Origin of the sequence: Robinsoniella peoriensis (assembly GCF_000797495.1) — a bacterium.
GTDB classification, from domain to species: Bacteria; Bacillota; Clostridia; order Lachnospirales; family Lachnospiraceae; genus Robinsoniella; species Robinsoniella peoriensis.
Genome location: NZ_JTGN01000001.1, coordinates 66,827 through 80,554, shown reverse-complemented (window position 1 = coordinate 80,554; position 13,728 = coordinate 66,827). Strand labels below are relative to the sequence as shown.

Sequence of the window (13,728 nt, the reverse complement as noted above, 5' to 3'; positions counted from 1 at the left end):
ACTCACATACTAAAAAAGGATATACCAAGTGTATATTCTTTTTATTTTTGCAATCTTTTGATTAGAAAGTGTAAAAGATAATACACTACTGATTTGGGAATAGTACAAGAGAGCTTGTGTTAATTCCGGGGTCAGGCATGAGAATGCGAAATAATTGAATGATGATGAAAGGATGTGAGCATGTGGCAAAGAATAGAAAGCGTTGCAGGAAGATCATTATTTCGGTTTTAACAATTGTTCTTTTTGTCAGCGCAACGGGGGCATTTTTAATAGACCGCAGCATACCGGATCGCTTACAGGTGGTATCGGGCGACAGGAAAACTCAGATTTTAAGATATCCATTTGATACGTTTATTGAGGAAAACGTAGCACAGGCCGCCAGTCAGAACGGTTCTAACATTCCGCAGGATAACCTGAAGATGAGTTCTCAGGAACCGTATACTATTGAATGTAAATTGTTTGGAGTTATTCCGGTAAAGAACATCCAGGTAGATGTGGTGGAACGAAGTAAGGTAATCCCTTGCGGCAGCCCGGTGGGAATCTATATGAAAACAAGAGGAATTCTGGTGGTAGGAACAGGAGCAGTAAATGGAATGGATGGGGTAGATTATGAACCTGCGGCTTCCGTTGTTCAGTCCGGAGATTATATATTGGGGGTAAATGGAAATCCAATATCCGATAAAAAAGAATTAATTTCCCGTATAAATGAATCAGGCGGATCGGATATAACGCTGGAAGTTCAGAGAAAAGGGGAAATCACGGATTTAAAGGTAAAACCGGTTATGACCGGAACGTCTGAATACAAGACCGGCATCTGGGTACGTGATGACACTCAGGGTATCGGAACCCTTACGTATGTGGATGAAAATGGAAATTATGGAGCTCTGGGACATGGAATCAGTGATGTGGATACCAGTACGCTGTTATCACTTCAGGAAGGAAAATTATATCCTTCAGACATTATTTCTGTAGTAAAGGGTGAAAAAGGCACACCGGGTGAACTGGCAGGAGTAATCCGCTATGACGAAAACGAAGTCATGGGCAGTATTACGGCAAATACTGAGGCAGGCATATTTGGTAAAGTGACAGAATCTTTTAAATCCCAGCTGAAAGGGACACCAATAGAGGTTGGCCTTAAACAGGAGATCGAAACAGGCCCTGCAACGATACGCTGTACCGTAGATGGTACTGTAAAAGAATACGACATAGAAATCGAAAAAGTTTTATTAAATAGCAGCGATGTAAATAAAAGCATGGTGATTAAAGTGACAGATGAGGAATTACTGCAGAAAACAGGCGGAATTGTCCAGGGAATGAGCGGAAGTCCCATCATTCAGAACGGAAAATTAATCGGCGCAGTAACCCATGTTTTCATCCAGGATTCGACAAGCGGATTCGGTATATTTGCGGAAAACATGATTTTTGTCGATTCTTGATGACAAGTTTTTCTTGATAATAGGTTCAAATGTTATATAATACAATTAGTTTTTGTTCGTGACAATTTATGGTATGGGCAAACATTAAATTTAGCGTACAATGACAAAAAAGTAAAATTGGAGGAGAGATTTGTGGAAAAATTAAATATAGCGATCGCTGACGATAATGAAAGAGTCGTCCAGTTACTGGATAATATTGTTGGCAGCGATGACGAACTTAACGTTGTGGGGAAGGCGGCGAATGGTGAAGAGCTTGTAGACATTATTAAACAAAAAGAACCGGATGTAGTACTATTAGATATTATTATGCCGAAGGTTGACGGTTTAACCGTCATGGACCGGATCAATAAAGATAAGACGGTTAAGAAACATCCGGCATTTATTGTCATTACAGCAATTGGACAGGAAAAGATTACAGAAGATGCATTTGATCTTGGGGCGGATTATTATATTTTAAAACCATTCGACAACGATATGGTAATCAACAGAATTAAGCACGTAAGAAGAAATAGAGAAAGAAACTTTGCCGAAGTGCGTAAAGTAAATGCGTATGAAAGCAAGAATGAATATATGGAACGCAATCTGGAGACGGATGTAACAAATATTATTCATGAGATTGGCGTTCCGGCACACATTAAAGGATATCAGTATTTAAGAGATTCCATCATCATGTCGGTAAATGATATGGAAATGCTGAACTCAATTACGAAAATTTTATATCCAACAATCGCGAAAAAGCATCAGACGACACCGAGCCGTGTAGAAAGAGCGATTCGCCATGCGATTGAAGTAGCCTGGAGCCGTGGTAAGATGGACACAATCGACGAACTTTTTGGCTATACGGTAAGCAATGGAAAGGGTAAACCAACGAACTCAGAGTTTATTGCCCTGATTGCAGATAAGATCAGATTGGAATATAAAAACAGATAATGCTTTTCATAACGCCTAAAATGAGGTATAATGTATGATTATAAGACTAAATCTACATTAGGGAGGGTATGGTATGAAGAAAGTATTATTTGTCGCATCTGAGTGTGTCCCTTTTATTAAAACGGGAGGTCTTGCGGACGTAGTAGGATCACTTCCAAAATGTTTTAACAAAGAAGAATTTGATGTGCGTGTAATTTTGCCCAAATATATGTGCATGAAAGAAGAGTACAAGAGCCAGATGAATTATGTGAGTCATTTTTACATGGATTTAGCATGGCGTTCTCAATATGTGGGAATACTGGAAATGAAATATGAGGGAATTCAGTTCTATTTTATTGATAATGAATATTACCTTTCAGGACCTAAGCCCTATGGGAATATTTATGAAGATATTGAGAAATTTGCTTTTTTTTCCAAGGCTGCGCTCTCTGCGTTACCGGTAATTGGATTCAGGCCTGATATTGTACACTGCCACGACTGGCAGACAGGGTTGATACCGGTTTATCTGAAGGATCGGTTCCATGAAGGAGAATTCTTCAGCAGCATGAAATCTATTATGACCATACATAATCTGAAATTCCAGGGAGTCTGGGATATGAAGACTGTAAAAGATATGACAGGACTGCCTGCATACTATTTTGCTCCGGACAAATTAGAAGCTTTCGGGGATGCAAATTATTTAAAAGGCGGCATCGTATATGCCGATGCAGTGACAACAGTCAGCGATACTTATGCGGAAGAAATTAAAACACCATTTTATGGCGAGCATTTAGACGGGCTTATGAGAGCCAGAGCTAACTGCTTGTCAGGGATTGTCAACGGTATTGATTATGAAGAATATAATCCGGAGACAGATCAGTATATAGTTAAGAATTATAATGCGAAAAATTTCCGAAAAGAAAAGATTAAGAATAAACGCGCTCTGCAGCAGGAATTAGGCTTGGAACAAAATGATAAGAAGTTCTTGATAGGTGTTGTATCCAGGCTGACAGATCAAAAAGGGTTTGATTTGATCGCCTATATAATGGATGAAATGTGCCAGCAGCAGGATTGGCAGTTCGTTATATTAGGTACTGGTGAAGAGAAATATGAGAATATGTTCCGGCATTTCGCATGGAAATATCAGGGAAAGGTAGCGGCTTGTATCTATTATTCCGAAGCGATGTCCCACAAGATTTATGCTTCCAGTGATGCGTTCCTGATGCCATCTTTATTCGAACCATGCGGACTCAGCCAGTTAATGAGCCTTCGTTACGGTACCGTACCGATTGTAAGGGAAACAGGAGGTTTAAAGGATACCGTTTGGCCATATAATGAATATGAAAGTACAGGAACCGGATTTAGCTTTGCAAATTACAATGCCCATGAAATGTTTAATACGATTAAATATGCATATTACGTATTCAATGAGAAAAAACGTGAATGGAATAAGTTGATCGACAGAGGCATGGCAGCAGATTTCTCCTGGGATACTTCTGCCCAGAAATATGCAGAGCTTTATAACCGCTTATAAGAATAGTTTTCCTCCTTTTTAGACATACTAGTAAAGTAAAATAGATATGTCAAAAAGGAGGAATTTTTTATGGCAGAAATATCAGAATTAGATTTACAGAACCTGCGTCATCTCATCGGTGGTTGTGCTACTACGCACTGTAAAATGACTGCATACGCATCTCAGGCTCAAGACCCGGGTGTAAAACAGTTTTTCCAGAAGTCAGCTCAGTCTGCAATGGAAACAAAGCAGCAGTTAATGGGATTCTTACAGTAATCAACAGGAGGAAAAAAACATGGATGAAAAAACAATGGTATCTGACACGCTTGTAGGTATTAACGGTGAATTAACACGTTATGCTGAGATGATTACCCAGTCTGAAAATCCACAGCTGAAACAGACTTTAAAACAGATCCGTAATCAGTGTGAAATGTCTCAGGAAGAAATTTACCAGATTGCAAGAGCAAAAGCTTATTATGTGCCGGCTGCAAAAGCAACGGCAGAAGAAATCTCTCATGTACGTTCTATTCTGACTCAGGGTTAATTAATGAGCCTCGGCTGAATATATTGGCCAAATAGAATGAAAAAGAAAGACCCGGATTGTCGGCTGTGGATTGATATGCAGCCTGCTTGTCCGGGTCTTTCTGTGCTGTTTCAAAGTTTTTCCTCCGGATACTGTAAACCAGGCTGTACATCTTACTTTAGTCGAAGCGAAATTATCCAATTATCAAATAAAGTTAACTTAAATAAACATTAGTTCTTGTCTGCCTTGAATAATATAGTTATAATACAGATAGTTTTTTATATAGTCATCAGAACAGGATGCCTAATGGATGTTCCTGGTCACTTTGCCGACTGCAATTCCGGCTGCAAATGAAGTTATCAATGAGCAGAATAGAAAGGTATAAGATAATGAGTATGAGTTTAAAAGATTTATGTGAAAAAATAGAATTACCCGAAGCAGTAATCAGCAATGTAATATTACTGGAACAAAGTTTAGAGTTGGATCAGTTAGACGAAGTGAACCTGCTTATGGATTCCGGAAACTGGGATACCGGGCTGAAAATACTGCGTACCCGGCTGGGGGAAGATAAAGAGGGATTTAAAATTCTTACCGTGATGCTTTATGCAGCATTAAAAACGAAGATGACTTATGACCGGCTGGGGATTGAGGAGTCTGTTTTCTTAGATACGATGAAATGTTTTACGAGATTTGTCAATGAATACAGGGAAAGCTATGGTGACTATGGTTTTGACCGAGATTTTTGGGTACCCAGACAGTTATCCTGTCTGTTGTTTCGGCTTGGAACTCTTGAATTCGAAATGAAAGTGATTGATAATGACGGGGTACTGGATATACACATACCCTCAGACGCTGATCTATCCAGAGAAAAGTGTGATGAATCTTACGAAATGGCAAAGCGGTTTTTTTTACATTATTTTCCGGAGTTTCAATACAAAAATATCTGCTGCAGCTCCTGGCTCCTTTCTCCTGAATTGAAAGAGGTGCTTCCGGTGGAATCAAAAATTATTCAGTTTCAGAATCAGTTTAAAATCACAGAGGTATATCCGGATAACCAGGAGTATTTGATCTGGATTTTTAAAAGTAAGGATATTCCATTTGAAAAATTGCCTGAAAATACTTCTCTGCAAAAAAATGTGAAGCGGTATCTCCTGGAAGGAAAACACATTGGTAGTGCAGATGGGATATTATAATCCCATCTGTGTTTGATACATATCATAATAAAGACCTCTTCGGGTAAGCAGTTCTGTATGGTTCCCCATTTCAGCAATTTCTCCATCTTTTAATAAGAGTATAACATCTGAATCCCGAATCGTTGATAATCGGTGGGCGATTATAAAAGAAGTACGGTTTTGTGTCAGATTCAATACGGCTTTTCGGATCTTCTGTTCTGTTCGGGTGTCTACGGAGCTGGTTGCCTCGTCCAGAATAAGGATAGGAGCATCTGCAAGGATTGCTCTGGCTATGGTAATAAGCTGGCGTTCGCCCTGGCTGAAACTGCCAACCTCTTCTCCCACTAGTGTATCATATCCGTTTGGCAGGCGGCTGATGAAACTATGTGCTCCTGCGGCTTTCGAGGCGGAAATCACTTCCTCATCCGTTGCATCTTCCCGCCCATATCGGATATTTTCCCGAATGCTTAGATAAAATAGTGCCGTGTCCTGCAATACGATGCCGAAACTGTTTCTAAGACCAGCTGTTTCGTAATCCCGCAGGTCATTGCCATCCAACAGGATGCGCCCGCCAGTTACATCGTAAAATCGTGCCAGAAGACTGATGATTGTGGTTTTTCCGGCTCCGGTGGGTCCTACAATCGCAATGCGGGTACCGGAAGGAACTGTGAAGCTTAAATCCTTTAAGATTGGGATATCAGGGTTATATCCAAACCAGACATGGTCAAACACAACTTCCCCCGTTGGATGTTCAACAGGCAAAGCATCCGGTTTGTCTGCCGGTTCAGGTGTTTCATCAAAAATATCAAAAATTCGCTCTGCCCCTGCCACAGCCGTCTGAAACACGTTGAATATGTTGGATACCTCAATGAGGGGCCTGGTAAACTGTCTGGAATACAGCAGAAAACTGGATATTACACCTACGGTAATGAGACCGCGGGATGCCATAATACCGCTGACAACAGAGATACAGATAAAACCTAAGTTATTAATAACATTCATGATGGGCATTAGATAACCGGACCAGATTAGAGCTTTTGTTCCAACCTTGCACAGGGATTCATTGTAACTTTCAAATTCATCGGTAACCTGCGTTTCCCGTCCGAAAGCTTTTACCAGAGACAGTCCTGCTATGCTTTCTTCAATATGTCCGTTTAGAGAGCCAAGTACATTTTGCTGTTCCCGGTATAATTTCCGTGTATGTTTTGTAATTGTTTTTGTAAGCAGAAAGACAAATGGAACGGTAATCAGCGCGGTTATGGTAAGCCAGAGGTTTAACCAAAGCATAATGCAGAGAATGCCCGTTAAAGTAAAGGCGAGCATCATAAGCTGAGTTAAGGAATCTGAAATAGTAGTGCTGATATTGTCTATATCATTTGTAAGTCTGCTCATCAAATCGCCATGCTGGCTTTTGTCAAAATAAGAAAGGGGCAGGTCTTTCATTTTAGAAAATAATGTTTTTCGGATAAAACAGATTATTTTCTGGGATACGGATGCCATTAGAAAGGACTGCAAAAAGCGGATTGCCCAATCAGCAAGATACACAATAAATAATGCTGCTAACAGAAATGGTACCGGAGTTAAAGCATCAATATGATCAATAATGCGCCCAATCAGAAAAGGGGTCAGCATTGCAGAAAGAGACGCAAAACCGGATAGTAAAAAGACGGTTAACAAGCCATGACGGCGGCCTTTCGTAAGATTCCACAGCCGTAGTAATGTGCCGCCTAAGTTTCTGGGCTTAACTACAGGCAGCCCTCTTTGATGCCTTAAAGATGCTTTAGAGGGCGGTATTCCATTTGATTTAAGCTCTGGCAATTTCATCATCTCCTATCTGTGAACGGTATATTTCCTGGTATACGGTGCATTTGTTTAAAAGCTCTTCATGGTTTCCCTGGCCGCAAAGTACACCGTCTTCCATGCAGAGGATCAGATCGGACCGCATAACGGAAGAGATTCGCTGGCTGATTAAAAAGACGGTAGTGCCCTGGGAATGAGATCGGATATTGTGCATCACGGCAGCCTCGGTAGATGCATCTAATGCACTTGTGCAGTCGTCCAGAATCAGAATCCCGGGCTGACGGATCAGAGCTCTTGCAATGGACAGCCTCTGTTTCTGTCCCCCGGAGAGATTGACGCCGCCCTGACCGAGAATGGTATCGTATCCATCCGGAAAGGATTCAATAAAACTGTGGGCACAGGCTGCCTTGGCGGCTTTATAAATGGAATCATCCGCAGCTTTTGAATCACCCCAGCGGAGATTGTCAATGATACTGCCGGAAAACAAAAATGATTTCTGAGGCACAATGCCAATGTGGCTGCGCAGGTGTCGGGTTTCTACGGTACAGACATCTTGACCGCCTACAAAGACAGCACCTGCGGATACATCATAAAATCTCGGTATCATATTAACCAAGGTGGATTTTCCGGAACCGGTGGAACCGATGATTCCTATGGCAGATCCGGAGATGGCGCTAAAGCTGATGTGCTGCAGTGCCATTCGTTTGGAACCGGGATAGGAAAAAGATACATCCTCAAATTGTACTTCTCCGGTCAGAGTGGCTTCTTTTGGATTTTTAGGTTCGGACATGGCCGGTACCTCATCTAATACCTGCTGGACACGTTTTGCTGAGGCGGTGGCCCGAACCATGCTGTTTAAAATATTGGAGACCATACTGAGAGAAAAAAGTACCTGAGTCATATAATTAACGGAAGCCATTAATTTACCAACGTCTGTTTGTTCCCCATTGCCTCCAAGCCATAGTAATACCACAATTCCGGTGTTGACAGTTAGATTGATCAAAGGGCCGAAGACGGAAGTTACACGCATGGCTGAAGTGCCGGAAGCAGCCAGTTCATCGGCGGCATTAGCAAATTTGTCTGTTTCAAAGCGCTCCCGCCCAAAAGCTTTTACAACCCGGATGGAGGTTAAAAATTCTCTGCTGACATTATTTAGCCGGTCCAGCTTTTTTTGCAGGCGTGCAAATCTGGGATAACCCAGGAGCATATTTCCAAGGATCCAGATGGAGCAGAGTATCAGAATCAGAATGATCATAGGAATCTGTTTAGGTGTCCGGGTTACGATTAAAAAAATGGCACCAATGCAGGTAATGGGGGCCTTTACCAATATCCGCATACTTCCGTTAATGAAGTTCTGAATCTGCGTCACGTCATTGGTCAGCCGTGTTATGAGGGAAGCCGGGTTAAGCTTATCAATATTTGCATAAGAAAACGTCTGGATTTTTTGAAATAGAACAGAACGCAGTTCTTTTCCTATCTGCTGCGAGGTTCGGCTTGCAAGGATATTCCGCATAACGGCACCTAAGGCGCCAAGGAGTGCCACGCCAAGCATCACCATTCCGTAATATAGAACCACGGATGTATCCTGGTATTTAACACCTTCATCTACGATGCGGGACATAAAAGCCGGCTGAAGCAGATCGCAGAGCGCTTCTATTGTTAAGAAGAAGATTGCACAGCAAAAAAGCAGTAAATGTTTTTTGATCATAGAGAATATCAGTTTCAAAATGTTACCTCCCTGTCTTTTGTCAGATAAATTATATCATGAAATAGAAAAGCGTGATGGAAAAAATAGTGTCTGTTATTCTATCCGATATTCTATTTGCAAGTATATCTTAAATTTTACTTAATTAGCAAACCAGCCGTGCAAAAATCTTGTCATGATAAAGAAAGTATGACATAATATACCTATTCAATATGGTATGCAAAAAGGCAGGAAAACATTTAAGGGAGTGACCGGAAATGGAGAAAAGAATGAATAAAAAGTGGAAACTGTTGATCTTGACATTAACAGCAATATGTATGTTTGGGATGCTGTCTGTTACCTCTCTGGCAGGTTTCCGGCAGACAGAAGGCGGATATCGTTATTACATGGATGGAACGGATCAATATCTGAAGGGTTTTCAGACCGTGGATAACAATACGTATTACTTCAATAAAAAAGGCTATATGCAGACCGGCTGGGTGAAAATAGGAAAAAGTTATTATCACTTCACCGACAATGGCATTATGACGAGAAATAGCTGGTATGGACCATATTTCCTGGGACGAAACGGTAAGATGGCAGTCAATAAGTGGATTGGCGGCCGGTATGTGGGAAAAGACGGTGCATGGATTCAGGGATATGATAAGAAAAGCAAGCCCGGATTTGTACAGACGGCAAAAGGAACCAAGTATAAAAAACCAAATGGTAAATATGCAAAAAGAGAATGGCTCTGGATTGGCAAGAACGGTAGTGTGACAAATGGGTATTGGTATTATTTTTATACCAACGGCATTATGGCAAAGAACACCTGGCTGAATGGGATCTTCCATATGAACAGCAAAGGACGTCTGGATACAGACAAATGGATAAGCGGGAGATATGTGGATAAGGACGGAGAGCTGGTCCGCAATGCATGGGTAAAAAATACATATTATGTGGGTTATGACGGCAGAAAATACCGCAGCATGTGGATCGATGACCATTATGTGGGCAGCAATGGTAAAATGGTGAAGAAAAGATGGGTTGGTAATAAATATCTGCAAAAGGATGGTACGCTGGCTAAAGATAAATGGATTGGTGAGCGCTATGTGGATGTGAACGGCAACTGGATAAAAAATAAAAAGAAATAAGATACAGATATTAAAAAGCTGTCGGTCATTTGGCCGGCAGCTTTATTACGCGAAAAACGAAAAGCAGTAGTACGTAAGACAGGGTTAAGAGGATTGCTAATGAAAACAGCTCGATCAGCGGAGGGGGAACAAATCCCAGCGAATGTACCGACTGTCTTGCGAAAAGAATAATGCCGATGCTGAGCACCAGTGCCAGCACAGGAAGAACGATGGATGCCTGCACATGGAAGGAATAGTCATATTCCTTTTTCAGGGAACGCAGAGCCATAAATGCTATAACCAGTTCACTTGCCAGTAAGCCCCAGAGATACCCGGAGATTCCAAACAGGGGGACAGCGAACCATACAAAGCCAATTCTGAGTAAAAGACCGATGGTGCTTTGAATAAAAGTAGTAGTCGTTTTGCCAAGTCCATTTAAAACACTGGTCAGGGTAGTGGTCAGATAAAGAAACGGACAGATCCAGGAAAGCGTTAGGATAAAAGGACCAGCCAGATCACTGTGAAACAATACCTCACCCATTTCATTGCCCAGTGCAAGGAAAACTCCGGTGCACAGAATTCCAAGAATCAGGCTGTATTTAATCGTATTTTCAATGGTTACGGTAATTCGCGTACCGTCCTGGGCGGACTGGGCTTCGGAAACGGTGGGCAGCAGTAAAGTAGACGCGGATGCGGTAATTGCGGATGGAAATAATATGAGTGGTATCGACATACCGGTCAGGACGCCATATGTACTCAGTGAAGTAGAAACATCCATTCCATATACTCTCAGGCGAAGGGGTATAAAAAGGGCTTCCATGCTTTGCAAAAGGTTTAGCAGTACGCGGTTTAAAGTAAGGGGTGTAGATAAGGATAACATCTCCTTGAAATTGGTTACCATAGAACTGGTTGGAGAATCCTTGTAGTTTTCATTTCCAAAGTGTACGGCGATAACCGTACTGCATAACAGGAATGAAACCACTTCTTCCGTAACCATACCATATACGGCAAGTGCCGGTGTGATGGCAATTCCTTTTTCAATAAAGATAATGTAAAGAACGTATGAAGTTCCCATGCGGACCAGGGATTCAATCAGCTGGGAGATAGCAGGTACATTGGTGCGGCGTAGTCCATAATAATATCCGTTAATACAGGAGTGAACCGCGGCAAAAGGAACCGAGTAGGCAAGCAGGCGCAAAAGTTCGGCACATCGTGTCTCTTCCAGGAAATGCACGGATATAAAATCAGCATAAAAGAAGAGGACATAGCAGGCAAGTGCGGATAGAGCCAGAGAGATAGTAAGACCGGTTATGAATATATTCCGGGCACCTTTTTTATCACCAACCGCCATTTTCCCGGATACGAATTTGGAGATGGCAGTCTGGATACCGGAAGCAGTCAGGGAACAACTCATAGCATAGATTGGGAAAATTAACTGGTAAATCCCCATTCCTTCCGCACCGATTGTATAAGAAAGGAATATTCTATAGAAGAAGCCGATGATGCGGCTGGCGAAACCGGCAAGGGTCAGAATGATGGCTCCCTTAATGATAATATGCTTTTTGTTCATAGGAAGTCTCCCACAAGTTTTCTTTAATATATATTCGATATAAGTGCTTGACAGAACTATGCAGTGGTGTTATATTTTACCTATGAAATCCGAGTAAATTACTGGGGATTAAAGTCAGATCCGCGGCAGCAAGCCTGGCGGGGGGATTTGTTCGATGCTCTGCTTCGATCCGTGCTAAACGTGCATTACCGGCGCACAGCACTCCTCGCGGCAGTCGCCAGGTGGATGTGCCCGCACATCCGTTTGGCTCGTTGCCCGCGGAAATAAATTTTAAGAAGGTGAGCAGATGAAGCTTTCTACAAAAGGCAGATATGGGCTTCGTGCGCTGATAGATTTGGCGATGTACAGTGAAAAGGAAGCAGTGTCCATCAGCAGTATTGCAGCCAGACAGAATATTTCGGAGAGCTATTTGGAACAATTAGTAGGAAAGCTTAAAAAAGCAGGAATCGTACTTAGCATCCGCGGAGCTCAGGGCGGCTACAAGCTGGCAAAACCCGCATCCGATATATCAGTAGGTGACATCTTAAGAGCTTTGGAAGGGAATCTGGATGCCGTAGAGTGTCCGGGACTGAAAGAAGAAAACGGATGTGAAGGCGCAGATCTATGTGTCACCAAATACGTATGGCAGCGTATCAATGAAAGTATAAGCCACGCAGTGGACGAAATGAAATTAGATCAGTTAGTAGAAGAAAGTAAAAAAACAAAAAATAAAGGGCAGCAAAAATCAAAAGCATGTGAAAATTAAGGAGATGGTTATCATGAAGAAATTAATATATCTGGATAATGCGGCTACAACTAAAACTGCTCCGGAGGTAGTGGAAGCAATGCTTCCTTATTTCACGGAGAATTATGGGAATCCATCCAGCATTTATGAATTTGCAGGTGTCAGCAAAAAAGCCGTGTCACAGAGCAGAGAAATTATTGCAAAAGCATTAGGCGCAAATGACAATGAGATCTATTTTACCGCAGGAGGCTCAGAAGCAGATAACTGGGCACTTAAGGCTGCAGCTGAAGCATATCAGTCAAAAGGAAACCATATCATTACCACAAAAATAGAGCATCATGCCATTCTTCATACGGCTGAGTATCTGGAGAAAAACGGTTTTGAAGTGACTTATCTGGATGTAGATGAAAATGGTGTAGTGAAACTGGATCAGCTAAAGAAAGCAATCCGTCCAACCACAATCCTCATTTCTGTTATGTTTGCAAATAATGAAATCGGAACCATTCAGCCGATTAAGGAAATTGGAGAAATTGCCTGTCAAAATGGCATTCTTTTTCATACAGATGCGGTACAGGCTTTTGGACAGCTTCCGATCAATGTAGATGAATGTCATATCGATATGTTAAGTGCAAGCGGACATAAGTTAAACGGACCAAAAGGGATCGGCTTCTTATATATCCGTAAAGGTGTGAAAATCCGCTCTTTCGTTCATGGCGGAGCACAGGAGAGAAAAAGACGAGCAGGTACAGAGAATGTACCGGGCATTGTGGGGCTTGGAGCAGCGGTACAACGTGCTGTAGATACTATGGAAGTAAGAACGGCTCAGGAAATAAAATTGCGTAATCATCTGATTGAACGGGTGCTAAAGGAAGTGCCGTATACAAGATTAAACGGACACCACACATTGCGTCTTCCTAACAACGTGAACTTCAGCTTCCAGTTTGTTGAAGGAGAATCCTTACTGATCATGCTTGATATGGAAGGTATTTGCGGTTCCAGCGGTTCCGCCTGCACATCCGGTTCTCTGGATCCGTCCCATGTATTACTGGCAATCGGGCTTCCTCATGAAATCGCCCATGGTTCATTGCGTTTAACATTGAGCGAAGAAACCACAATGGAAGACATTGACTTTGTAGTAGAAGTCATAAAGAAAATCGTTGAAAAGCTGCGCAGCATGTCACCGCTATATGAAGATTTTATGAAAAAGGCAGTACGTAAATAAATATAGATAAAAATCATAGATTTGAGAAAAATAATAGAACAAGTG

The 13,728-nt window shown here is 41.8% G+C and carries 12 protein-coding genes; 9 read left to right on the top strand and 3 right to left on the bottom strand.

The window, feature by feature from the left end; genetic code table 11:
• Positions 1-182 precede the first annotated feature (182 nt).
• The 6 genes from spoIVB to QR40_RS00325 all read left to right on the top strand — a co-directional run bounded on the left by spoIVB (position 183) and on the right by QR40_RS00325 (position 5,574).
• Entirely contained in the window at positions 183-1,436 is a 1,254-nt protein-coding gene (gene spoIVB / locus QR40_RS00350) for a SpoIVB peptidase (protein WP_242858423.1), read from the top strand.
• Positions 1,437-1,568: 132 nt separating this feature from the next.
• A complete protein-coding gene (spo0A, locus tag QR40_RS00345) occupies positions 1,569-2,366 on the top strand; it encodes a sporulation transcription factor Spo0A (RefSeq protein ID WP_027293836.1) in 798 nt (265 codons plus the stop codon).
• Between the two features lie 73 nt (positions 2,367-2,439).
• Positions 2,440-3,879: a glycogen synthase GlgA gene (gene glgA / locus QR40_RS00340; RefSeq protein ID WP_027293837.1), complete on the top strand. Its 1,440-nt coding sequence runs from the start codon at positions 2,440-2,442 to the stop codon at positions 3,877-3,879.
• Positions 3,880-3,948: 69 nt separating this feature from the next.
• On the top strand, positions 3,949-4,134 hold the full coding sequence (locus tag QR40_RS00335; protein WP_027293838.1) for a hypothetical protein: 186 nt from the start codon (positions 3,949-3,951) through the stop codon (positions 4,132-4,134).
• Positions 4,135-4,153: 19 nt separating this feature from the next.
• Complete coding sequence (locus QR40_RS00330) at positions 4,154-4,402, top strand: spore coat protein (RefSeq protein ID WP_027293839.1); 249 nt, start codon at positions 4,154-4,156, stop codon at positions 4,400-4,402.
• Positions 4,403-4,743: 341 nt separating this feature from the next.
• Entirely contained in the window at positions 4,744-5,574 is an 831-nt protein-coding gene (locus QR40_RS00325) for an acyltransferase domain-containing protein (protein WP_052430636.1), read from the top strand.
• Here the strand turns inward: QR40_RS00325 and QR40_RS00320 are convergent.
• Positions 5,569-7,371: an ABC transporter ATP-binding protein gene (locus QR40_RS00320; RefSeq protein WP_044293413.1), complete on the bottom strand. Its 1,803-nt coding sequence runs from the start codon at positions 7,369-7,371 to the stop codon at positions 5,569-5,571. The genes QR40_RS00325 and QR40_RS00320 overlap by 6 nt on opposite strands.
• A complete protein-coding gene (locus QR40_RS00315; protein ID WP_044292873.1) occupies positions 7,358-9,079 on the bottom strand; it encodes an ABC transporter ATP-binding protein in 1,722 nt (573 codons plus the stop codon). The genes QR40_RS00320 and QR40_RS00315 overlap by 14 nt, the downstream gene beginning before the upstream one ends.
• Before the next feature lie 236 nt (positions 9,080-9,315).
• Between QR40_RS00315 and QR40_RS29355 the strand changes: the two genes are divergently transcribed.
• Entirely contained in the window at positions 9,316-10,188 is an 873-nt protein-coding gene (locus QR40_RS29355; protein WP_052430634.1) for a hypothetical protein, read from the top strand.
• A 25-nt stretch (positions 10,189-10,213) separates the two neighbouring features.
• On the opposite strand, the gene QR40_RS00305 is transcribed toward QR40_RS29355, so the two are convergent.
• Positions 10,214-11,737 (bottom strand): putative polysaccharide biosynthesis protein, encoded by a 1,524-nt coding sequence (locus QR40_RS00305; protein ID WP_027293844.1) that lies wholly within the window; start codon positions 11,735-11,737, stop codon positions 10,214-10,216.
• A gap of 286 nt (positions 11,738-12,023) precedes the next feature.
• Between QR40_RS00305 and QR40_RS00300 the strand changes: the two genes are divergently transcribed.
• A complete protein-coding gene (locus QR40_RS00300) occupies positions 12,024-12,482 on the top strand; it encodes an RrF2 family transcriptional regulator (RefSeq protein WP_027293845.1) in 459 nt (152 codons plus the stop codon).
• A gap of 13 nt (positions 12,483-12,495) precedes the next feature.
• Positions 12,496-13,683 carry a cysteine desulfurase NifS gene (gene nifS, locus QR40_RS00295; RefSeq protein ID WP_044292872.1) on the top strand — a complete coding sequence of 396 codons (1,188 nt, stop codon included), beginning with the start codon at positions 12,496-12,498 and terminating at the stop codon, positions 13,681-13,683.
• Positions 13,684-13,728: the final 45 nt, after the last annotated feature.

Bases quoted from the DNA above. Each gene is read 5' to 3' on its own strand.
- glgA (WP_027293837.1), top strand. From the start codon at position 2,440: ATGAAGAAAGTATTATTTGTCGCATCTGAGTGTGTCCCTTTTATTAAA.
- QR40_RS00335 (WP_027293838.1), top strand. From the start codon at position 3,949: ATGGCAGAAATATCAGAATTAGATTTACAGAACCTGCGTCATCTCATC.
- QR40_RS00330 (WP_027293839.1), top strand. From the start codon at position 4,154: ATGGATGAAAAAACAATGGTATCTGACACGCTTGTAGGTATTAACGGT.
- QR40_RS00325 (WP_052430636.1), top strand. From the start codon at position 4,744: ATGAGCAGAATAGAAAGGTATAAGATAATGAGTATGAGTTTAAAAGAT.
- QR40_RS29355 (WP_052430634.1), top strand. From the start codon at position 9,316: ATGGAGAAAAGAATGAATAAAAAGTGGAAACTGTTGATCTTGACATTA.
- QR40_RS00305 (WP_027293844.1), bottom strand. From the start codon at position 11,737: ATGAACAAAAAGCATATTATCATTAAGGGAGCCATCATTCTGACCCTT.
- QR40_RS00300 (WP_027293845.1), top strand. From the start codon at position 12,024: ATGAAGCTTTCTACAAAAGGCAGATATGGGCTTCGTGCGCTGATAGAT.
- nifS (WP_044292872.1), top strand. From the start codon at position 12,496: ATGAAGAAATTAATATATCTGGATAATGCGGCTACAACTAAAACTGCT.